This window comes from Novosphingobium sp. (assembly GCF_037133355.1).
Taxonomy (GTDB): domain Bacteria; phylum Pseudomonadota; class Alphaproteobacteria; order Sphingomonadales; family Sphingomonadaceae; genus Novosphingobium.
Map to the genome: position 1 here is coordinate 42,257 of NZ_JBAXOI010000006.1, position 21,242 is coordinate 63,498.

A 21,242-nucleotide genomic window follows, 5' to 3' on the forward strand; every position below is an offset into this window, starting at 1 on the left:
GAGCTTTGGGAATGAGCAAACCATCTCAACAGGAACTCAGGCGAAAGAGGCGACGGATATTCGACTTCCGGTAGGTATGGTTGGTCGCGGTGTCAGGGACTGGATTTCATTTCAGCGGAGGGAAGGCAGCTTGGTGAGAGGTAAGAGATTTTTCTACCCATCACGCATGTATCTGCTATGTTCCAAGGAGAAGCGAGATGAATTCCATCATGTCCAATTTTGACATCGAAAGTGCCAACATTTCCAGTTCCTCCAAATGGGATGGGCTGTCCGAAATCGATCAGGCAATCCGCGAGAACCGCCTGATGGAATACCGGATCAAGAAATCTTGGGCGGATCCTTGGTCGCGGGCCCTTAGTATCGCCGTCTTGATTGTCCTTGTCCTCTTTGCTGGCTTCGTGATTTACTGGGATCTACTCAGGGGGTGATGCCTACCAGTTCTTGACGTCATCGGCAGCCTCAGCACTCGCGCCCTGAGCTTCCCTAGTGACCGCCTCCAGACGTCCCTTTGATGCCCTTATATGTTGGCGTCCCGCAGCTTGAGCGCCCTGAACCTCATCGTGGATATTGCCCGCGTCAACTTGTGGCACCTTGCCGGAAGCCGCTCCCCCAGTTTGCGCCCTCCCGCGAACTGACTCCGCGCCAGAGATAGTCGGCCGCGATACAGGTTGCCCGGGAGCTATGACGAGACGATCTTCAACTCCGTCGCGAAGCTGTTCGGCATAAGTTTGAACGAACTTGGCCTGCAACGCTTGGCCTTGGGGGCTAAGCTGGAAGGTCACGTCGTCGAAGCGCACGTTGCCGTAGAAGTCTCGGTTGCGCTCGATCTCGACCAATCCCCATTCACGATAGGCTTGGGACAGATTGAGGCTTCCGGCGGCACTATTGCCCTCGAAGAATGATGCTTGGCTTTCAAGGCGGTTTGCCAATTCCTCGGAGCGGCGCGCTTCCCGGCTGTAACTTTGCGCTTCGGTAAGCGATGCATTCATGCCACTGGCCGTACTTGAGATCGATGAGCTGCTCGAGGTGTTGACCGAACGAACAAACCCGTCGCGCGTGCTCGACCAATTCCGGTTGTCTGACGTTTGGGAAAGATTGCCAAAGATGCGGGACCGGTCCTCGGAGGCTATCCCTATGTCGCTATCGGTCCAGGCTTGGTTTCGCCCGCCCTTGGCACCGATACTAGCGGAAGCAATACCATTCGTCACACCCGCACTTGCGCCAGCTTCTCCGTTCAAAAACCAGGCCACGGTGATATCGTCCGCAGCTCTTCGCGAAAGCCCGAATTGCCGTTGCAGATTGGTTGAGGCCTGGTCGACTTCGCTGAAGGCGGTCTGGATGCTATCCGAGTTTGACGTGCCAGTTGCGCTTTCGAACGCCGAGCCGCGGCTGAACTGATTTCTTATTTCACGGAATTTGGTGACTGCGCTCGCGGTCGATTCCGTAGCGACGTTTGCAAAGCTTTCGCTGTTAGATCTGGCCTGTGATGCCATAGCCGAAAGCCGGGAGGTGAATTCCTGCCCGAGGCTCGGCGTGAACGGATAGCTCGAATTCGGAAGCTGGTCGTAGCTGGCTTCGGGAAAGCTTGTGGTCATTGACCCGGTTTCGCTGAAGGTGCGCGTCTGACCTGCGCCGTAGGTGAAGCTGGGAGCGATGGTGCCTTGCGCGAACTGCCGCGTGAGAACCGTGGAATTCTCGAAACTCGTGTTCCCGAGTGCGACATTGCCGGTGCTGGCTTCGCGCGCGGCTTCCTCGGCCGCGTTCTGGCTGGGATTGAGGTAGCTTGTCGCGTTGTTTGAAATGGCCATCGCACCCTTGGCGACGCCGCCCGCAAGGAATGGTACCGAGGCAATGAGATAACCCGCCAGGATGCCGATATCGCTGTTTACGTCGGCCATCCCGGTGAAACTCGCCAGGCTCAGGCCATTGGCGCCAGCAACTGCCGTCATGTCGGCCGCTCCCTTGTACATCAGCATCATGTGCAGGATCACAAAAAGCGGTCCCCATGCCGCGAGGTAGAAAAATCCTGTGATGTAACCCTTCAACGCGACAGGGCCGGTCTTCGGCATCAGAAATAGCGGGAAGAGCACCGGAAAAAGCGCGTAGAACAGGACGGTGAGCACGATGTTCAAAAGCGGCACCCACTTCATCGCGTTGCTTGCGATCGAGCTATAGGTCCGCTCGGTCTGGATATCGGCCCGCGTCTGGGCATAGACATCGACGTTGCCGGCTCCGCTGCCGCCAGCCATCGAATGCATCGCCTGGCTCATCGCGTTGATGGTGAGAGTTTGCTTGAAGATTGCGGTCGCATTGGCCGACACCCCGCTGAGATATTGATAGGCCACGGGAAGATCGGCAAACAGCTTGGCCTTGGCAAGCGCCGCTGTCTGGTTGGGATAAAGCTGGCGGCCAAAGACTGTCCCCATATCATCGATGAGGCCAGTCCACCGGGCATTCAGAGCATTATAGGCCTCTCGGCATGTAACAATGCTTGAGGTCACCTGGCCGGATGCCGCATCGCGGGTCAGGAACCGCTGGGCGCGGGCTTGGCTCCCCGGGGCTATAGTAACCCAGATGTCGTTGGTCTCTGCGAGCTCCTTCATCGAGTAGCGACCGAGCAGCACATCGTAGAAGACGCACTGCCGGAAATGCTCATCGAGGTTGGAGGCAAACTCCGGGTCGGAGATGCGCAACGAGCGCGTGGCATCATAGAGCCGCGCGCCGTAAATCATGCCATTGCGGGAATAGTTGAGATTGCCGGGCAGGCCGAACACGACTTCGGCCGAGCCCGTGAGATAGTCGCCCACCTGGCTGGTGAAACTCGCCATCAGTGCAAGGCCGAGCGGCACGTTGCTGACATTGGCCGGCGCAAGGCTCGGGTTAAGCCGGTCGGTCACGTGAATGTCAAGGCGCGGCACCATGAGGCAGGAGTAGATCAGGGTCGCGCCGAGGAACCAGTTGATCCAGGCGCGCCAGTCCTGATTGAACGCCAGCGTAAGGGCTGACAGACCAAGGCCCATGACCATGACCACCTGAAGCAGGCTCTTGTAGCCGCCGCTGCCGGTCCAGGCGGCAACCGCCTGAAACACGTTCACCAGATAATCGCCGCCGCCGACTGTGAAAATTTCAACCATGGCTCATGTTCCGCTTGGGTGTGGCGATCAGTGGGTGAGGGCGCGGTTCTGAACCCCGCGCGACCAGTCGAGCGAGGCTGCCATGCCCGGCGACATCGAAGCCGCGAGCTCATTCTCGATGAATGCCGTCTTCTCGATGATCTGCATGATCGCGCCCACCTTGAGGTGCGTATTGGCCTGACGGTCAGCTAGCGCTTGACGCACCACGCCCACCTGTCCCTGCCACATGGCGATCTTGGCCTCGTCCGCTCCAATGAAGCTTGACATCGAACGGCCGGCTTCCCCGACAATGCGGTCGAGGACCGCAAACAACATGTCGACGCTGGCAATTTCGGCCAGCGTCTCGCGATCATCCGTCGGCATGCCGCGGCCATAGGCAGCCTGCACGGTCAGGATCTTGTAGAGCGGCACTGACGAGACCTGCAGGAGTTCCTTCTGGGCCGAGGTGATCGCTGTGTCGTCGTGGATCGCCTGCACCATGCCCGCGATCAGCGCGGAGACACGGGGGCGGAGGGCTTTTGAGGCGGGAAGGCTCAGCGACTTGAATCCAGGCTCGAGGCATTTGGCGGGCTCGTCGCAATGGAAGATCAGGACATTGCTGCCCGATGTTCCATCGAGCAGCGATGTCACCAGCGTCGAGGAGGCCTCCCCCACGACTGGCACGAACTTGCCCGGCACATCATCCTTGGGCGGCACGTAAATGATCGTGCCGAGGAGCGTCATGGCGTATTCGGCGAGTTCCTGGTCGAACGTGCCGTTCGGCGAGAAGAACGCCGACTTCTTGAGGATGGTCCAGGTATAGTTTCTCGCCACGCCTGTGTTCACATCATCATATTTGCCCCCACCTTGGGCCGTGGTGCTGGTCCGCTGTCCCCTGGTGCCGCAGCCATGCTTGGCCGCGGCATAGTCGGTGAAGATGCCTTCCGAATTGCCGATCGCCTCACAGATTGCCTTGTCGGCAAGGTCGCCCTTTGGCCAAACGCCGCCGACCAGGCCCTGGGCAAGCTCGCAGCTGTTGATGTTGAGGTTGTTCATGAGCTGAGCCTTCTGGCTGAACTCCTGCATGATCTTCGAGCATTCCGGGCAGACCGTGTCGATCGCGAGGCTGAAGGCAAAGCCGACCGCGTTGTTGGCAACCGCCTTCAGCATCGCGACGATCTCGCTCGCGTTGATGAAGCTGAACGAGCCGGCGAAGATGTCGATGCCCCCGCAACCTGCGCGTGCGCGCGGCAGCTGCAAGTTTGCGATGTTGGTCGTCTTTTGCGGAAAGCGGGTCCAGATATTGCCGAGGCTATAGTAGCCCGCCGACTGGCCCTGAAACGCCGTCGGGCCGTTCACATTCGCGGCCCCGCCGACATCGCGCAGAAACGAATCCATCGAGCTGCCAACGTTGGCTGAGACGCTGGCGAAAGGGAGGGCTGCCGCGAGGATCGCAGCGAGCAGCGCGGTCTTGGGGCGTTTCATCCTAATAGTCACGTCCGGCTTCCTTCGATGTGAGGAGGTAGATGCGGTCCTGAAGTTCGTCGGCGGACATCACGCCGTAGCCGATCGGGATCGCCTGGCCTTTTGCGGCATCCCACAGCACCACCGCGGGGGTGGCCTTGGGCTCAAGTCCCATGCGGGTTCGCTGATTGGTCTCGACGGTGTAGCTCGGGAACTGCCGCGATGGGCCGCCATCGGTCGAGATCGCGCGCACCGTGATGTGCCAGGTTGAAGCGACGCTTTGCACGATCGGCGACATGACCTCGCAGGCACCGCAGGTTTGGGCAAAGAAGTAGAACAGGCCGTAACGCTCGGAGAGGTGCGCCATCACGGTATTGCGCTCAGCGCCGCGTGCGTCCTGCCACTGGCGTTTGCCGAGCGTGGATACTGGCCGCTGCAGCGTATAGTCGAGGTCGGGATCCTGCCATATCGCGCGCTGCCAGACATCGCTGAAGAGCGAGGCCCGATCGAGCTGCTCGCGCTGGAAACGGATGTAGGCCGTCACGTTGGTCGGTGTTGGCTCCATGATCGCCTTGGCCTTGAGCTCACGAAGCTCGGCCGTGACCGCATCAAGCTGGCTCGTCGCGCTGGCGGCGGGGGCCGATGGTTTGCTGCTGGGCTCAGGCGGCTTGGGTTTGGCGCAGTAGAACCAGTATCCGAGCCGGCGCTCGGCGCAGTAGAAGCTGTCCTGTCTGTCATCGGTCGAGACAAGCGGCGGCTCTTCGGCTCCCGCTGGAGCGGCGCTGAAAGCACTGGAGGCGGTGAGGGCGAGGCAGGCGGCCAAGAGCCGCTGGCCCGTCTTACTGGCGCGCACGGGCATAGTAGTCCTCGATCTTTTGCTGGATTTCCTGGGTTGCCTGCAGTTCGTCAGGCAGACGGGCGGCATCGGTGAACTCGGCGTAGACCTCGCTGAAATCCATTTTCGAGAGGTCGAGCCGAGCGAATTCGTCGACAGTGAAGCCGAGGCACTGTTCGGTCTTGGGCTTGTCCCAGGGCTTGCCCAGCTGCTGGCGGCCTTGCTCCTGAAGGATGCGGGAAAGCTTGGATTCAAAGCAGCAGTAGACCTTCCGCTTGGTGAAGCAGACCCCGAGGAAGCTTGAGGCGCAGTAGGTGCCGACATAGCTGCACAGCCCCTGCGCATCGCGCTGATGGAGCAGCATTTCCTCGCGGCCGCAGGCCAGTGCTATAAGTAGCTGGATCCCCGGAATGAGCGGAAATCCCTTGCCTTTGCAGCAATTGAGGATGCCAAAGACCTTGGAGGCGCAGCTGGCGCGCTCGCCCTTGAACAGGCTCAGCGTACCCGGATCAAACTCGCGCCGCGCCTGGTCCATCGAGTTGAGCGCGACGACGGCATCTTTGAACTCGTCATTGGCCTCACGGCCAATCGTCTCGCACGACCCGTCGATGCAGTAGATATCGCCGTCACAGATGAATTGATTGGTGCTCGCCTGCCTGTCCGGGACCGGGCAATCATAGACCCACTCCCAGGTTCGGCAGGGTTCGTCGGTCAGGCAATCCTTGCGCACCAGCTTGCAGCCGGGCGTGGTCTCGAGCGTCTGGCAGTCCTGCGCTTCCGCAAACTTCGCGCACGTGTAGCTGCGCGACCAGGCCCAGCACGGCTGCGTGACGGCAACGCCGTCGACGATCCGGGTGACCGGTTCGCTGTCAGTGCAGGTCTCGGTGTCCTGCTGGCAGGTGCTATCGGCCGCAAGCCCGTTGCACTGGCGTTGATCGCGGATCGTTGTGACGACATTCTCGCCGGTCACACTGGTCGGGGTCGCCCCATCGATGGCCGGCGAGCAACTGACCTGGTCAATGTAGATATCTGGAAAACAACCGCCAAAAGGGAGGCAGCCAATCGCCACGGAAGACGTGACTTTGCACTGGGGCGCTGGGTAACGGTTGCAGTTATAGATGCTCGTGGGATCGGCGCCCGGCGCCCGGACACAGAAGTAGCCATAGACTTGCCGTTGCTCGGGCTTCGCGGTCAGGGTGACGGGGCAAGTCCGGGTTTCTTGCGTCGCGGTGTAGCCGGTGTTGCAGGTGGCCAAGTAGCGACCAGCAGTGCCGGGCCCCGGCGGCAGCGGCACGCAGCGCCCTTGCGTGCCGCCGATGCCCATGCCGCTGGTATAGGAAAGAGGATTGTCACCAATGACTTTGCTGCGCGCGATCGTGGCATCGAGATCCTGCGGCGCAAAACGTGCGCGCCGGTCCATGGAATCCCGCATGGTGCGATAGCCGGTGCTCGTTGAAGTTTGGCTGGCGGCCTCCCGGCTCATCCGGTCAGGATCAGCAAAATAGCTCGCCTCACCGGGGACGCCGCCGAAGCCCGGAATTCGGCTGGCATCAGGTTTTGTGGTTGCCGCGCCCTGAGCCGCTGCGGCCTTGTCGCGGCCGAAGGCCTTGCCGTCGGCCTTTGCCGCATCGGTCGTCGTCTGGGCTTGCAGCGCCCCGGCAAACGTGAGGCAGGCGAGGACGAGAACAAGTCGCTTCAAGGGCCAACCCTTTTTCACTGAGACGCCCTTTCGAGGCGGGCGAGGTGCTGGGCAGCGAGGAGCGCTCCGGGGCCGCCGCCGCGCGCAAAGGTTTCGAGCGCGTGACCCGCGGTCACATTGCCGATCATGCGGTCGTGCGGCGGGAGCGGACCCGCGCAGTCGAAGCCGTCGCACAGGTCAAAGTCGCTGCTGGTGACGACATAAGCCGGCACTGCTTGGATCCCGAAGGCGCGGAACAGGCGCGGATCGATCCCCACGCCGTCAAGCTGCTCGCCCGGCTTTGCCACCTTCGCAAGTGCGGCGCTCAGCGCTTTGGCGCTGTTCTGCGGTAGCCCGCGAAAGACCACCACGCCGCCGGCGCGGACCACATTATCGATCATCGTCCGCAGCGCAGCAGGGGGCATCGAGGTGCTGGCAAAGGCGATAAACCTGGGGGCCTTGCCGATGTTTTCGCTCGCCATCGTACCGGCATTGGCGAGCATCTGGTCGAAATCGAAGGTGCTGTCCGGGCCGGGCGACCGCTTGGCTTTTGCTGCTTCAACCACGAAGCGCTTCCCATGCACCTCCGCGCTCGCAGTGCTTACCTTGGCATCGTCTGACAGCTTTTCTGCGCGCGCCCGCGCGCTTGCAGCAAGAGCATCCGCCTCTGCAGACTGACTGGCAGCGCGCGCACGGATGGCTTCGAGATCGAGGTCGGAGCCAGCGGTTTGGGCCGCTGCTCCAGCGAAGGCCGCCGCGCTCGCGAGGCAAGCAATTACAGCAAGATGGGGAAGGGTTCTCATAGCGCGCAACAGTTTCGCTTGCGCCAGACCAGGTAGCCCATGTCCTCGCCGATGGCGGGATAGACCTGACCTGCCGACATGAATGTGGTGGACGCGCCAATGGGTGCGCAGGCGTAGCGGCCCTTGGTCTGCGGATTAGGGTTCGTGGCCTGAAAGCGGTATTGCTGCTTGCGCATGACCGGCATCAGATATTTGCCGCAAAGGCCTTTGCCGCCCATGGTGCCCCAGGCGATCAGTTCGCGGTGGAGCTTATAGGCAAAGCGCGCGAGCGCGAGGCGCGAGGCCTGAACGTGGCCGATCGTGGCCGAGACATTGCCGTTCAGTGGATACATCGTCCCCTGACAGCCCGCGCACCAGAACAGTTCGTCGGTCGGCAATTTGACAGTGGCCGCGACGCAATCGGCAGCGCAGGCCGCCAGCGCCAGCGGGTTGGCAAAAAGCACGGCCTCGGGATTGATGATCGCGGTGAGTTCGCTGTCCTGCCAAAGCGGATCGATCTCGGTGATGTAGAGGATGTCGATCGAACCTGACTCAAGGCACAGGAAATCAGCAATAATCTCCATCCAGTAGATCAGCGGATAGGCGTACCAGTGGACGTGCCACTGCGAGTTGTACTGGGTCGCGCCGCCCACTGCCGAGGGGCCGGCCATCGATTTGAAGCCGATGTCGAACCCCGGATCGAGCTTCATCCCGCCAAGATTGACGAAGCACCAGGGCTTCATGCTCATATCGGCGAGCCGCACCGGTTCCCAGAAGCCCATGGCGATACCGGGCCTGAGGCCGCAAAGGCAAACCGGCAGAGCAGGGTTGCTCGTGTCCGGTCGGCTCGACGGCCAGATCTTCAGACCTCCGATCGAGATCGGAAACAGGCACGACCAGCAGATGTCAGTAATCGGGTTGACGAAATGCCCCGTGCAGCGGCCAGGTCCCGCCGAAGCTTGGGCAGGCGTGCTCGCCATCATGCTCGCACTGCTGAGCAACAATGCGCTGCAAAACCATGCAAAAAGGCTTCTTTTCGGGTTCATGATGGTGACCGCTCCTGCGGCTTGATCGGCGCCTCGGTTATGACGAGGACGCGGCCTTGCTGCTCGACCGTTGCCGGCACCGCGCGAATGCCGAAGTGCTTCACGAGCTTGCCGCCCTGATCGAAGTAGAAGCGGCGCTGGCGGGCCTTCATGAGTTCGAGCGGGGCGCCGCGAACCAGGATGAGTTTGGCGCGCGTGGTCCCGTAGCGCTGTGCTGCCCAGGCGAGTTGGGCCGGGTCATCGCCGTCGAGAAAGACGAGGGGTGCGCGCAGCGGGACAGTGTCGAGTGGATTGACCCGTGTGCCCGCCGCCATGATGACCCGGCCTTTGTCGTCGGCAATGTCGCGTTCGACCGTGATCGTTGGATCGAAGCGCCAGATGCGTGCTTCGGATGCAGCTGTGATGCCGGCGACGGGCTCGGGCCGGTTGACCCGAGCGATCGTGCGGCGCTTGAGCTCCTCGTTGAGCCGCGCGGTCTCACCGCTCGCTTCGAGGTGTTGGAGGCGGGCATGGATTTGCTGAAGCAGGTCCGGCTCGACCACTGGCCAGACCGTCCCCTGCTGGCCGTAATCGCCCGCGCGCGCCTCGGCGGCGACGATGAGTGCCAGCGCGGCCGCGCAGAGCGGGAGGGTGCGCATCTTCACAGGATCGGCCTCCCCACACCGAGGATGCGCTGGCGGCAGATCCAGCCAATGGCGGCATAGCGACTGTCGAAGCCGTCCTTGTGCCCGGTTGTCACGAAGTAGCAGCCCTTGGGCACGGCGCCGGTGGGGCCGAGCGCCAGCGCTTCGTCGAGGCGGCTCTTGGGCTTTGCCTTGGCGACGAGCTTGCCATTGACGAAGAAGGAGCGGCTCCGCTCGGTCACGATGTCGCCGGGCACGCCGCTGACGCGCTTGCCAAACGGCTTCGGCTCCTTGCCGAAATGCTTCTCGAGCAAGGGCGAGGCCGGCGGATCGAACAAGATGATATCGCCGCGCTGCGGCGTGGCACCGCGTGTCAGCCAGATGGCCCAGTAGGGCAGGCTCGGGCTGGCGTTGATCATCAGCGCATGGCTCTCGCCAAAGGCGGCGAGCCACGACAGTGCCAGCGCTCCGGCACCAAGTCCGCCCAACAGCGCCGGGCGCCGCCATGCGGAGAATCTGCCAAAGAGGTCAGGGCCGCGCATCTGGAAGCGCTCCCATCTGGTGCGCGACATCGGCGCGGACCGCAGCGGTGAAGTCCGGCGTGCTGCCCGCCACCACAGCTTCAGCGACAAGGACCGTGCGGCCATCGCGGGAGAGGCGCTCGACAGAGGCTTGGACGGCCTTGAGGTAGGCCTGCACGCGGCTCTTGGTTTCTTCAGGCGGACGACCGGCCCGGGCTTCTGCCTCGATGAACTCGCCCATGATCCGGCTCAGTTGCACCGTTACGACTTCGCGCTTCTGGAGATCGAGCAGCTTGTGCGTTGCCCAGACCCCCCAGAGCGTGGAAGCCAGCATGCTGGCCCCTAGCGCAATGGCAGTGAGATTGAGGCCGGCGAACCGCCTGGACATGGCCGATGTTGCCAGAATGTTCTTCACAGCTTTTCACCCTGGAGTCTTGTCGCCACCTCATTGAGGAAGCGCGGCAGGCGCCAGACGGCGAGCAGGGTTGCGAGACCCACGGCGGCAAACTTGAGCTCTTCGACAAACCCAGCCTTCCGGACGGGATCGGCGGAAAGGAATCGCCCAGCGAGATTCTCGATCTGCGCGAACAAGAGATCCACGCTGCCCCCCGAAATCAGCAGGAAGAACAGCAGCGGCAGCCCGAGCGTCATGAGATAGGTCGAGCCAAGGAAGCCGCCCGCTTTGACGAGAATATAGCAGGTGTCAGCGGCGTGCTGGTGCCAGGTCTTGCCAAGCGTAGTACTGCGGCCCCCGTCCAGCGAGGCGTCCAGCGGGGCATCGAGCGCCAAGTCAAAGGGGCTGAGGAAATCAATAGGCATGAGAAAGGTGTCCTTGGTTGACAGGGTTCAAGTGCGATTGGCGAAGGCGATCCGCTCGATCGCGTCGGCAAGCTGATGGCCGCGAGCAATCTCAGCATCGATCGCGGCAAAGGTCTGGGGTGAGCTTGAAAACAGCGTCGCCGAGTATTCATCGAGCACGAGCCGCCCGATGGCCTCGGTCTCCGGGCCCTTGATGAAAACCTCTGAATAGTCGTTGCCCGAGCGCTTCAGGCTGCGGATCAGGGTCTCGGTACGGTCGTCCATGTCGAGGCGCTTGGACGCCTTGAAATCGGCGATCGTCTCGGGCTTCTGCTGGAGGATCAGCATCCAGTCGCTGTTCTCGAGCGCGGCTGTCGCGCCATCCGACTTGTAGTAGTCGTTGAGCGACTGCGTGGCGGTCGCGAGCGCACCGCCATATTTGCGGCAGGTGCGCGCGTAGGTCTCGACGAACTCTCCCATCGAGCCGCCCTTCAGCATCGCCCAGGCCTCATCGATCAGCAGCAGCTTGCGCACCGAGCGCGGGCTCCGGGTCATCGCCTGGCCGGTCATGAACATGATGGCCGACAGCACGACAGCGCGCAGTTCCTCGCGGCTCGCAAGGTCCGACATCTCGAAGACCGTGAAGTCCGCATCGAGATCGAGACTCGCCTGGCCTTCGAAGAAGGCACCGTAAGTGCCCCCAGCCGTGTATGGCGCGAGCGCCGTGGCGAGATCGCCGGCGGACTCGGTCCCGAGCGCTGCCAGGGCATCCCCCACAGCGGTGATGCTCGCCTCGGCGCCGTGCTCATTCCAGACCGTGTTGACCGCCCGGTCTATGAGCCCGCGCTCGGTGTCGGTAAGCTTCGCGCTGTGGCGGGCCATCTGGCCCACGATCGCCTTGATCATGCCGAAGCAGTCAAGACGATAGTCCTCGTCCTCTTGCGCCCGCACCGCATCGATCATCGAGAACGGATTGAGGCAGAAGCCCGCCTTCATCGTGAACTCGACAAACCTGCCGCCTTGAAGCCTGACCGAATGCTCGAAGCTGCGGCCATCATCGATGACCACGACCTGGGCTCCGGCTCCGCGCAGCGCAGCGCACATTTCCTGTAGCAGCACCGACTTGCCTGAACCCGACTTGCCGCAGATCGCGACGTTGTGGTTGCCGGCCTCGTTTTCGAATGGCGACCAGAAGAAGGGCTGGCCGCGGCGGCCGACGAACAGCAGGTGCGGGTGGGTGCCGCCCAGATATTCGCCCTGCATCGGGGCAATATTGGCAGCGGTCGTCGACAGCACAGTCTTGAAGCGCTTGAGACGGTCCATGTCGGCGCCAAGACCATCGGCCAAAGTCAGCGGCATGGCGGCCAGTAGCCCCTGGACCTGAAGATAGCGCTCGTCGGCCAGGTCCCAGCCTGCCGCCTTGTAGATCGACTTGATCGCCCGTTCGTGCCGGTCGCCAGCCCCAAGTGGCGAAAAGGTCGTGAGACCGTAGAAGACCCGGACAAGCCGGCGGCCCTCCTGGAGTTCGGTCTGGACATGCTGCCACTCGGCGGCCTGCTCGCCGATCCTCGGCAGGAAACGAGCGCTGCGCGTTCCCGCCAGGCTGGTCGTGCGCATGAACTTGAAGCCGGCCTTCGCCGCAGCTGCTTCCTGGTCGGGATAGACGAGGCAGAGCATGGTCGCGGCAGGACACGGAAAGCGCAGCTTGTCGGTGAAGAGATCGCCAATCAGCCGCGCGCACTCCCACGGCGCCCAGCGCTGCGGCATATTGCGGACAGAAAAATGCCGCACATCAAAGGCGTCAGGGTAGACAGTGCCAATCTCGGGAACGCCGTCGTTGACCTTGCCCGTGGCACGGAAACGCTCGGTCCTGAGGTGCATCCGGTCTTCGTGCACGATGAGTTCGATGTCGTGGCGGATGGCCTGCGCGGCAATCGGATCATTCGGATTGTAGGGCACGACATCGTCCTGGGGCGCTGTGGTTGGCGAGGTCAGATCATCGATCACGCCGATGAGTTCCTGCGGCCCCACTTCGGCAACGCCGAGGTTCAGCGATTTGAGCATGGCGATCAGGCCGTCGCGGGTCTGCTTCAGCTCTTCGTTGCTGGTTGCCTTGGACGCAGGAACGCCAACCGATATGATCACCTGATGGTGACGGGCATGGAAGGGGGCGTCCGCGCAGCCCGACTGCCACACGAGCTCGTAAAGCCGCTTGGCCCGGTGCCGGGCGATCGCCTCATAGACGCCGCCCTGAACGTAGCGCGGTGCAAACCAGGGGGCGACGATCCGGCTGATGCGAGGGCTGGCGAGGTGCAGAACCTGAAGGCAGGCGCCCGCCGGCAATCCTTCCGAAAAGAACTGTCCCAGGATCTCTCCGGTCCGTTCGTCCGCTCCGATCAGCGGCGTCACCGACAGGACGAAGCCCTTTGAGCGCGCGTTGAAATAGAGCCGGCTTTGCGGGTCGAAGACGCGGTAGGGCAGCCAGTCCGAGAGCATGTCCAGCATGAGATGCGGTCGCCCCTTCTCGGCATGTTCTGCTTCGCCAACCAGGCCGGAAAGCACGCGGTCGATGATCGACTTCAGTTTCTCTGACATCACTTTTGATCCTTGTTCGGTGCGGCGGGGTCGGCAGCTTTGCCGGCGGCGCGCTTGGCGACCGCCGCCTGGATGGCCTCGATGCTCGGGAACTTGGGGGATGCCGATGCCCCAAGTGGCCGAGGGGTCCGATCATGCGGCGGAGCAGGCATGTCGACCCCCCCGACCGCCGGTGCCTTGGCACCGGCTACGGCCTCGCGCGCCGTGGAGGGGAGGGCCAGCGGCGAGGCATCCGGAGAACTTGGGGGAGAATCTGGATATGGCGAGGCAGCCAGCGCCAAAGGCGGGGCCTGGGGTGAGGGATCGGTTCCTTCGAGCGCCGCCACATCGTCCTGCGACGCTTCCGCCTCAGGCGTGATCTCTTTGTGCGCCTTTTCAGGGTTCTGTTGGGCTGATTTGAGCTGTCGCCTTAACTGGCGCATCAGCGGCGGGGCGGCTTCCTCCCCGGGCTTGCGCCGCAATTCAGCGGCCCAACGCGGGTTTTCGATCACGGTCCAGGCGACGGCCTCATCGTGAAGCGTGCCTGCTTCATCGACATGGGCCGGAAACACGATTCTCAGCGTGCGCTCGGCCGTGCGGGCGGTGTCATCGCCGCCAACCCCGACGCGGACGCGCGCAAGGTCCTCCGGCGCGGCACCGTCCCCGACCACAGCGGTGGCACGCGCATCGATAACGTGGGAGGGCGCGCAATCGCCCTTGGGCGCGCGGCAGGTGAAGTTTCCTTCGACATTCGTGCCGAAGGTTGCGCAACCGCTCATAAAGACGGCGAGGCAGGCGCAGACGAGGAGGCGCACGGGTTTAACCATGGGGTTGATCCTTGGTGATCGAGGCCGTGGAAGCGCCGCTCAGGAATGTCCGCAGCGCAGCCGCAGGGCGGAAACCTTCGAGGACGGCGCCGTCGGAGGGCCGGACGATGACCGGGGTGCCGCCAAAGCCGTGGGCCTTGGCAAAGGCCTCATTGGCATCGAGCCCGCGGGTGTCGCACGGCTTGGTGTTAGCGAGCGCCAGCCCCGAATAGGCCATGTGCAGCGACACGTCCGGTCGCGGCGAACAGATCACTCGTTCGGCGTCTTGCCTGCTTGCCGCACCGAAGATCGAGATCGGCCGTTCCTCGACCCGTGCGCCGATCGCTTTCAGTTCGCCTTCGAGCTTCTTGCAGTAGCCGCAGTGGAAGTCGGAAAAGACGACCACACGGGGGCCATTCGCCGGCCCCCAGGTTACCGCGCCGCTCGCGGGTAGCCCCGCCAGCGAGACCTTTGCCGGCACACTTGCGCGCTGCGGGGGAGGCGCATCGTCGTCACCTGTGCGCCGGGCAGCACCTGCCGCCAGCAGATCGGGATTGAGCGCCAAGAGCCGAGCTGCCGTCAGATCCTGGCGCGCCTCCATGTCGTAGACCCGGCCGATCACGAGATATTTGACCGCCCGGTCGACGTAAAAGAGTGTCGATTTCGAAGCGACCTCACACAGGCCCCCAAGGCCCTTGCAAGTGATCGCATCAATCGGGGTCTTGGGCAGACGCAGCTTAAGGGCTGCGCGTACTTTGCCGGTATCGGGGCCGCTTGCCGCGCCCGCGAAACTGGCCACGCCCCAACCAGTGGCGGCAGACAGGGTGATAAGAGCGGCAATGCTAGCAACCGGACGGAGCCAGCGGCTTAGCTTTGGATCAGAGCTTTCAATCATCGGGAATTCCTCACGTAAACGCCGTCCAGAAAGACGATTTCGACATTGATGCCGGTCGGCATCTCGACGACGGGCTGATATTGTTCGGCGCGTTCGATCAGATATTTGCTGACCGTATCGGCCGCATCGGCCGCGCCTTGGCCAAGTCCGCCACCGACAATGTCCCCGGCGGAAAGTTTAGAGCGGCTGCCGCCCCCATTGGCGGTGACACCCGAAAAGACGCTGCTGGCGTTCGCCGAAAAGCCCCGGCCAAAGCCGCCAACAATTCCTGCGAGCAGTGCTTGGCTGACGAGGTTGCCCTCGCGGCTGACAACCCGGCCGCGCACACCGGATTTGCCCGCAAAACTGATGAAGCCCTTGACCTCGGAGACCGCGACGCGGCCGCCCGGCTGATCGCAGGTCATGCGCGCCAGCTTCACGTATACCTTTTCTGACGAGAGGTCGCCGCGCGCCGCGCCGTTGACCACGCAGCCCTGGATCCGGGTGGTCAGCACTTTGCCGTTTTGCAGCACCGAGCGCGCAGGCCCGGTGATCCTGAGAACCACCGGAAGCGGATCGGTCTGGCTGGCGACGCCTGCCGATGCATCGACGCCGACGATGACGCGTGCCGTCGCATAGGAATTGGGCGGCAAAAAGTCGGGGGAGTCCTCGATCACGACCGGCGGTGCGTCCGGCCTTGCCGACTTCAATCCGCCTGAACCTGCCTTGTCCGAGGTGAAGCTCATCAGCTTCACTTCACCTGGCGCAGGCGCCATCGCCTCACCGCTCGCCGCTGCATCGGCACCTGTTGGAGGCGGCGGCGCGGCGCGGCCACGTGCGTCGTAGCCGCCTGCCTGAGGGCCATAGGCCGGGGCGAGCGCGGTTGGCGCAGGGGCGGGAGGCGGTGTGGCAAGCCGGGATTTAAGGTCCGCATTCTCTGCCGAGATTGCATCGATGGCCGCCTGCCCATCGACGCGCATGGCCTGGTTCTCTGCCTTGAGCGCGGCAAGCTGCGCCTCGACTTCGGTGCGCGGGGCTGCTGCGTCCTTCAGAGCCTTCTGGTCGCGCGTCACGGCGTCGAGACGGTTCCCATAAGTGGCGACAAACTCGCGCTGAGAGAGATCGCGGTTGACCAGGCCCGCTGTGTCGATGGTTTGGGCTGCACCCGGATCACCCGACTTCGCCTTGTCGCCGCCAATGATGAACCAGCTGCCGCCGACCAGCGCGATCGCGCCGATGGTGCCGAGGAGCAGTTTTTGCCGCCGGGCTGTGCGGGCGTTGAGCCCGGTCACTTCAGAAGGCGACGCGGGTTCGGCCTGCAGGGGGGCCAGCTGTTCTTGGGGGTCAGTCATGGCTGCTCTCCCCATTTGGGCCGACTACGAAAGCCGTCGTGGCGGTGCCGGGTTCGAGCACTGGATTGGTGATCGAAACGGCGAGGGTATCCTTGGGGGCGAGATCGCTTGTGCTAAGCGTCAGACTCCTGGCACCGCGATTGGTGACGCGGATGACTTTCCCGGCGAGGCTGGCGCCGCGGTAGTCAGCGACGAGCTGAATATCGAGAGTGCCGACCCGCGCCGGCAGGGCAGATGATTGCCGAACTTCGAAGCCCTCGATGGTCCGGTCATTGGCCATGGCCTGGATGAGGCGCACTGCGCTCGTCGGGAGCGGCGTTTCGCCTTCCCAGCGCGCGGCATCGCTTTTCGCGATCGCAGGGTTCGTAATGAAAATCTGCGCTGCGGGAATGCTCTCGATGCGGCAGGCGATCTTGTAGACAAACCCCTTCCTGGTGGTGGCAAAGAAGCTGATCGACCGCGCGGCATAGGTCTCGGGAACCGACACATAGATGTCGCCGCGCAGCGGTTCGTTCGTGACCGCAAAGTCGTTGTACGGCGTACCTGTCGAGATCTTCGAGACACTCGCGAACTGATCCTCGACCAGCGCGAAACGCGTGAGCTCATGGGCAGACACCGAGCAATCGATGCCGGCGCCATCTGCGGCTTGTTTGAACTGATCGGCCCATGCGGGCGCGGCAAACAACGTCGCCAGCGGCGTAAAGGCGAGAACCAGGCCGTTTATCCTGTGGTATCGATGAGCCATCAGTTGGCCTCCTTCGACTTGTCGGTTGGGGGGAGCGGGACGAAGCCCGAGAGCGCGAGGCGAAGGCCCCTGTAGGTCCAATTGAAACGGAAGCGGCGGTCGTCGCTTGCGACGACTTGTTCCCCCACGAAGGTCTTGAGCGTGCCGCTCACCTCGGACGTCAGTCCCTTCGGATCGACTGTCATTGACTGGAGGACGAAGGCCTGGCTGACATCCGAGCCGCTCTGTTCTTCAACAATGCGAACCAGATCGGCCTTGAGGCGCCCGTAGCTGCCAGGATCGGCGAGCTTTAGGATTTGGTTCATCCAGTAGTCCAGGCCCTCGGGGCTTCGGTTGAGCAGAACGAGCGCGGTGTCGCGGGTGACGAGTTCGAGATAGTCTGCCTCGACGCCGGCGCTGGTCACGGTCAGCTGTTTGGGCAGCGTCGGGAGCAGCACGACCTCGCGGTCGCGGGTTGCGGCAAGGCTTGTCGCGACAATGAGTGCGAGGCTTAGGCCAGTGCTGGTCAGCGCAAGGATGTTGCGTTGACGCAGAAGAGACTGCTGCCGCTCGTGCGAAATATCAGAAAACATGGGTCTCTTCCCTCAACCGGCAAGCAAGCGGCAGTGGGAAGGCGGCGTCGACTTGAGGCCCAGAAATCCGGCCGGCAGATACCAATATGCGGCATGGGCTACCCAGGCGCTGGTGCGTCCTGCTTTTGCCTTTCGCAGTGCGAACCAGGCGCCGAAGGCGACAACGATGCCGATAAAGATATGCTGGCTGAGGATCCCCCAGGTGAAGGGGACAATCATTCCGGCAAACTCGTCGATGGTCCAGAAGCCGATAAGCTCCGGGTCGTCGAGCCGGCGAGGGATGATGTAAGGGTCTGCCATGACGGCGCTGCCTTCCCGTGCCCGGTCGTCAGATGATCGCGGTAACGACCGAGGTGACGATCGGGACACCCGTGCCGACGCCGATGCCGACGCCGACCGGAACGGCGACCTGACCGAGGGAGAAGCGTCCGGATGCGAGGCCGATCAGACCGCTCGCCAGGCTGAGCACGGTGATGATCTTGCCGCCCGATCCCTGCAGGAAGTTGGTGAACTTGGTAAGGGCAGGGGTGAAGGTCGCGTCCGTGCCAGCATAAGCCGCACTTGCCGCGAGCGCCGCAATGGCGACGGGGATGGCGATATTGAGGGCGCGACTGAACTTCGCGGGGCCGGTATTGTTGGCGCCATCGCGCCGGGGGATGGTGAGGGACTGCATGTGTAGCTCCGTTTGGAGAGGGGTGGATACAGCGTCCTTGCGTTCGCTGTGCACTCCACATGCATCTAGGAAATCGTTGTAGGAAAGCTCGAGGCACCAATGCGGTATCAAGTTGGACGAATGCGGACTGATCGAACTGCCGACGTCGGTGTTTCTGGCGGAAAATGGCGGATACCGCGCGATCTTGTGATGGAGTTTTCCCGCTGCGTGGCCGGATGACACCGACGAATCGGAGCATAGGAGCGATTCGCTGATAAACGATATATTCCCTGTTTGTTCTTTTCGTTTTCCTACAAGCTGACTCTCGGATTATGTCTGCGACTCACTCAAACCAAGGAGCGCACACGTGACCCAAATTCGATCTGATATCTCTCATGCTAACGTCAGCCTCGCGAATGTTCTGCGGCACGCAGTAGACGTCACCGACAAGCCGCGTCACCAAATCGCGCGCGAAGTCGGCATGCACCGTGAGACGTTGCTCCGTATCATGCGCGGCGAACGCCCTATCGGTTTGGATGAAGCCTCGCGCATTCTCGTCGCTTGTGATGCCCATCCCCGCGCCACCATGATCCTTGCGCTCGCCGGTAAGGAGGAGCTGGCCTGCGATTGGATGCACAGCGACATGGGCGGGTTTCTCGAAGAGTTTTTCAGTGCGCTGCCTGGTCATCTCGATCGCACTCTGGGCGGCCGGATGACTGATCTGAGACCGCAATGGGCGACGGGCACGTCGCAGCTCGTAGCGCGCATGCTCGCCAACCACATCGACGATGTCGTGGGCCGGGACATCTCGATGAGCCTGTCCCGCTAACACCAAGCTCGGAGGGGTCCGATCTTACTACACGAGATTAGTTATGACATCCGAACAGCACACCCCTTTGCCGGCCGAAATGACAGACGAGCATGGGCCGCCGCGCGCGCGGCTCCTGCGCCTGCCCGAGGTCATCGGGCGGGTGGGTATGAGCCGGTCCACGATCTATCAGCGGATGAGCGAAGGCCGATTTCCGAAATCACGTTCGCTTGGGCCGAAATGCGCGGTCTGGATTGAAGCAGAGATCGACGATTGGGTAAGCCAAGTCGCTTCGCTTTAGGCCGCTTCCACCAAGCGCCACCGACTGCAGCAGGTAACATGTGCGACTAACGCGGGATTGACCATGAAAGCTGTTCCAGAAGGGCGATAGCCATCGGCAATGCAGTCGATTGGTTTTGCAGCTGGGTACCTTCGCTGTAGGAAGGGCCGATGGCCTCCCCCAGAAATTCCGACCAGCCCAAGTCGCTGCTGGATGGTGTCGAAGCGTCGGTTTCGGGAGCACTGTCCATCACCAGCTTGCGTCACCGATCAGCGGTGCTGAAGCTGCCTCCGTTCGATGGACGCGTGCTGGTCGCAGGAATCTTCGAGACCATCCGACACAACTATCTTGCCAGCAACGCCACGACTAACAAGGATCGGTCGAAGCAGAACTGGCGCTGGCACAGCCTCCAGCCGCAGATCGCCGCGCATAACCGAAGCCCCGAGGTGGTCATTGAACGCGCCATCGCTGCCGCCTGTGTAGCTCTCAATCGAACGGATTGGGCAAATCAGATCCCCGTGGCCTCCGGCTTGGTCGAGGGCGCAGGCGATGGACGCCGCGCGATCGACCTTGTGCGGCGTCACGATGAAAACCATTTCGAACTGATCGAACTCAAGATCGCGAGCGACAATCCGCTGTACGCTGCCGTCGAGATCGTAGGTTACGCCTGTCTGTGGCTCCTTGCCCGAAGTGATCGCCCGGGGCGCTCCAGCGCAATGCTGGATGCAGAGCGCATCGACCTGACCGTGCTGGCCCCCGAGGCCTACTATGGGCGGTTTCCCTTGGCGGATATCGAAAGCTCATTCGACGAAGGTGTGCGTGCCCTGGGAAGCGGGATGGGCGTGACCATGTCTTTTGGGTTTCGGAGACTCGACGACAGCATTGATGCGGGCAATCTGCTGGCGCCACGAGAGCTGCTTGACCGGCTCGAACACTCGCTCCCGGCGTGTTTGACGTGACCGAGATTGCGCTCCTACCCGGCGTCTCCGAAGCCTACGTTAGAGATCGAATGGCGCAGGCTGGTGGTGACGAGATCGCCAGCGGGAAGTTCGCACATCCTGAAAGTTCGGCGGCGCTCGCGGCGAATGCGTTTGGCTGGTTCGTCGAGCGTCCCTGGGTCCTTCCCGCCGTGCCGGGAATGGCGGTGGCTGGCAGAGTCAATCGCGTGGAGATCGAGTATTGCGCGCGCTTTCCATGGTCGCAGGGAACGCACCCTTGGCTAGACGCGGCGGCTTTTACCGACACGTATCTGATCGGCATCGAGTCCAAGCGCTTCGAGCCATTCCGCGATTCGAAGACCGTGCGGTTTTCGGCCGCTTATGACCGACCAGTCTGGGGCGAAAACATGGGGCGATACTCGGCATTGCGCGATGCCCTCCGCGACGGAACGGCGTCGTATCTTCATCTTGATGCCGCGCAGCTCGTCAAGCACGCCTATGGGCTCGTGACCGATGCTCGGCGCCAGAAACTGCGGCCGCATCTCTTTTACATCTTCGCTGAGCCTATAGAGCGTGCTGGTCGTCACATTTCGGCAGAAGACCGTGCTCGGCATCGTGCCGAGATGATAGACTTTCGCGAGCGCGTCGCCGGTGACGAAGTCAGCTTCACTTTCGCCAGCTACCGCGAATGGCTCGCTGGTGCTTCGGGCTCGGCCGTCGACCATGCTGCCGAATTAGTGCGCACATTCAGTTTGTGACCATCAGCGCAAGAAGGGCTTGT

23 protein-coding genes are annotated in these 21,242 nt (G+C 62.5%); 5 read left to right on the forward strand and 18 right to left on the reverse strand.

The genetic code is table 11. The annotated features are described in order from the left end of the window. The first annotated feature begins 197 nt into the window (after nucleotides 1-197). Complete coding sequence (locus WCL10_RS07905; protein WP_336895107.1) at nucleotides 198-428, forward strand: hypothetical protein; 231 nt, start codon at nucleotides 198-200, stop codon at nucleotides 426-428. 3 nt (nucleotides 429-431) lie between these two features. On the opposite strand, the gene WCL10_RS07910 is transcribed toward WCL10_RS07905, so the two are convergent. The 18 genes from WCL10_RS07910 to WCL10_RS07995 form a co-directional block, all read right to left on the reverse strand. Further along, nucleotides 432-3,134: a conjugal transfer protein TraG N-terminal domain-containing protein gene (locus WCL10_RS07910; RefSeq protein ID WP_336895108.1), complete on the reverse strand. Its 2,703-nt coding sequence runs from the start codon at nucleotides 3,132-3,134 to the stop codon at nucleotides 432-434. A 27-nt stretch (nucleotides 3,135-3,161) separates the two neighbouring features. Further along, nucleotides 3,162-4,598, reverse strand: coding sequence for a conjugal transfer protein TraH (locus WCL10_RS07915; protein WP_336895237.1), 1,437 nt, complete (start codon nucleotides 4,596-4,598; stop codon nucleotides 3,162-3,164). Nucleotide 4,599: 1 nt separating this feature from the next. Continuing rightward, entirely contained in the window at nucleotides 4,600-5,436 is an 837-nt protein-coding gene (locus WCL10_RS07920) for a conjugal transfer protein TraF (RefSeq protein ID WP_336895109.1), read from the reverse strand. Further along, the gene (locus WCL10_RS07925) at nucleotides 5,417-7,111 is read right to left on the reverse strand and encodes a conjugal transfer protein TraN (protein WP_336895110.1); all 1,695 of its coding nucleotides are present in this window, start codon (nucleotides 7,109-7,111) and stop codon (nucleotides 5,417-5,419) included. The genes WCL10_RS07920 and WCL10_RS07925 overlap by 20 nt, the downstream gene beginning before the upstream one ends. Before the next feature lie 14 nt (nucleotides 7,112-7,125). Further along, on the reverse strand, nucleotides 7,126-7,656 hold the full coding sequence (trbC, locus tag WCL10_RS07930) for a type-F conjugative transfer system pilin assembly protein TrbC (protein ID WP_336895111.1): 531 nt from the start codon (nucleotides 7,654-7,656) through the stop codon (nucleotides 7,126-7,128). 233 nt (nucleotides 7,657-7,889) lie between these two features. After that, on the reverse strand, nucleotides 7,890-8,918 hold the full coding sequence (gene traU, locus WCL10_RS07935) for a conjugal transfer pilus assembly protein TraU (protein WP_336895112.1): 1,029 nt from the start codon (nucleotides 8,916-8,918) through the stop codon (nucleotides 7,890-7,892). After that, on the reverse strand, nucleotides 8,915-9,556 hold the full coding sequence (gene traW / locus WCL10_RS07940; RefSeq protein ID WP_336895238.1) for a type-F conjugative transfer system protein TraW: 642 nt from the start codon (nucleotides 9,554-9,556) through the stop codon (nucleotides 8,915-8,917). The genes traU and traW overlap by 4 nt, the downstream gene beginning before the upstream one ends. A 2-nt stretch (nucleotides 9,557-9,558) precedes the next feature. Beyond that, nucleotides 9,559-10,083, reverse strand: a complete 525-nt coding sequence (locus tag WCL10_RS07945) for a S26 family signal peptidase (RefSeq protein WP_336895113.1) — start codon at nucleotides 10,081-10,083, stop codon at nucleotides 9,559-9,561. After that, nucleotides 10,070-10,450: a type-F conjugative transfer system protein TrbI gene (locus tag WCL10_RS07950; protein WP_336895114.1), complete on the reverse strand. Its 381-nt coding sequence runs from the start codon at nucleotides 10,448-10,450 to the stop codon at nucleotides 10,070-10,072. Before WCL10_RS07950 ends, WCL10_RS07945 begins: the two co-directional genes overlap by 14 nt. Before the next feature lie 23 nt (nucleotides 10,451-10,473). Further along, nucleotides 10,474-10,881: a hypothetical protein gene (locus WCL10_RS07955; protein WP_336895115.1), complete on the reverse strand. Its 408-nt coding sequence runs from the start codon at nucleotides 10,879-10,881 to the stop codon at nucleotides 10,474-10,476. 27 nt (nucleotides 10,882-10,908) lie between these two features. Beyond that, the gene (gene traC / locus WCL10_RS07960; RefSeq protein WP_336895116.1) at nucleotides 10,909-13,455 is read right to left on the reverse strand and encodes a type IV secretion system protein TraC; all 2,547 of its coding nucleotides are present in this window, start codon (nucleotides 13,453-13,455) and stop codon (nucleotides 10,909-10,911) included. Beyond that, nucleotides 13,455-14,261 carry a conjugal transfer protein TraV gene (locus WCL10_RS07965; protein ID WP_336895117.1) on the reverse strand — a complete coding sequence of 269 codons (807 nt, stop codon included), beginning with the start codon at nucleotides 14,259-14,261 and terminating at the stop codon, nucleotides 13,455-13,457. The genes traC and WCL10_RS07965 overlap by 1 nt, the downstream gene beginning before the upstream one ends. Next, nucleotides 14,254-15,135 carry a DsbC family protein gene (locus WCL10_RS07970; protein WP_336895118.1) on the reverse strand — a complete coding sequence of 294 codons (882 nt, stop codon included), beginning with the start codon at nucleotides 15,133-15,135 and terminating at the stop codon, nucleotides 14,254-14,256. Before WCL10_RS07970 ends, WCL10_RS07965 begins: the two co-directional genes overlap by 8 nt. Then, complete coding sequence (locus tag WCL10_RS07975; RefSeq protein WP_336895119.1) at nucleotides 15,132-16,466, reverse strand: TrbI/VirB10 family protein; 1,335 nt, start codon at nucleotides 16,464-16,466, stop codon at nucleotides 15,132-15,134. The genes WCL10_RS07970 and WCL10_RS07975 overlap by 4 nt, the downstream gene beginning before the upstream one ends. Next, on the reverse strand, nucleotides 16,459-17,211 hold the full coding sequence (locus tag WCL10_RS07980; RefSeq protein ID WP_336895120.1) for a type-F conjugative transfer system secretin TraK: 753 nt from the start codon (nucleotides 17,209-17,211) through the stop codon (nucleotides 16,459-16,461). Before WCL10_RS07980 ends, WCL10_RS07975 begins: the two co-directional genes overlap by 8 nt. Further along, a complete protein-coding gene (locus tag WCL10_RS07985) occupies nucleotides 17,211-17,783 on the reverse strand; it encodes a type IV conjugative transfer system protein TraE (protein ID WP_336895121.1) in 573 nt (190 codons plus the stop codon). The genes WCL10_RS07980 and WCL10_RS07985 overlap by 1 nt, the downstream gene beginning before the upstream one ends. A 12-nt stretch (nucleotides 17,784-17,795) precedes the next feature. Continuing rightward, nucleotides 17,796-18,083, reverse strand: coding sequence for a type IV conjugative transfer system protein TraL (gene traL, locus WCL10_RS07990; RefSeq protein ID WP_292629025.1), 288 nt, complete (start codon nucleotides 18,081-18,083; stop codon nucleotides 17,796-17,798). Nucleotides 18,084-18,111: 28 nt separating this feature from the next. Continuing rightward, nucleotides 18,112-18,456: a hypothetical protein gene (locus tag WCL10_RS07995; protein ID WP_336895122.1), complete on the reverse strand. Its 345-nt coding sequence runs from the start codon at nucleotides 18,454-18,456 to the stop codon at nucleotides 18,112-18,114. A 346-nt stretch (nucleotides 18,457-18,802) separates the two neighbouring features. Here WCL10_RS07995 and WCL10_RS08000 point away from each other — a divergent pair, with 346 nt between their 5' ends. From WCL10_RS08000 to WCL10_RS08015, 4 genes are all read left to right on the forward strand, one after another. After that, on the forward strand, nucleotides 18,803-19,264 hold the full coding sequence (locus tag WCL10_RS08000) for a helix-turn-helix transcriptional regulator (protein ID WP_336895123.1): 462 nt from the start codon (nucleotides 18,803-18,805) through the stop codon (nucleotides 19,262-19,264). 79 nt (nucleotides 19,265-19,343) lie between these two features. After that, on the forward strand, nucleotides 19,344-19,544 hold the full coding sequence (locus WCL10_RS08005; RefSeq protein WP_336895124.1) for an AlpA family transcriptional regulator: 201 nt from the start codon (nucleotides 19,344-19,346) through the stop codon (nucleotides 19,542-19,544). Nucleotides 19,545-19,693: 149 nt separating this feature from the next. Beyond that, nucleotides 19,694-20,482: a hypothetical protein gene (locus WCL10_RS08010; RefSeq protein WP_336895125.1), complete on the forward strand. Its 789-nt coding sequence runs from the start codon at nucleotides 19,694-19,696 to the stop codon at nucleotides 20,480-20,482. Continuing rightward, nucleotides 20,479-21,219: a hypothetical protein gene (locus WCL10_RS08015; RefSeq protein WP_336895126.1), complete on the forward strand. Its 741-nt coding sequence runs from the start codon at nucleotides 20,479-20,481 to the stop codon at nucleotides 21,217-21,219. Before WCL10_RS08010 ends, WCL10_RS08015 begins: the two co-directional genes overlap by 4 nt. Nucleotides 21,220-21,242: the final 23 nt, after the last annotated feature.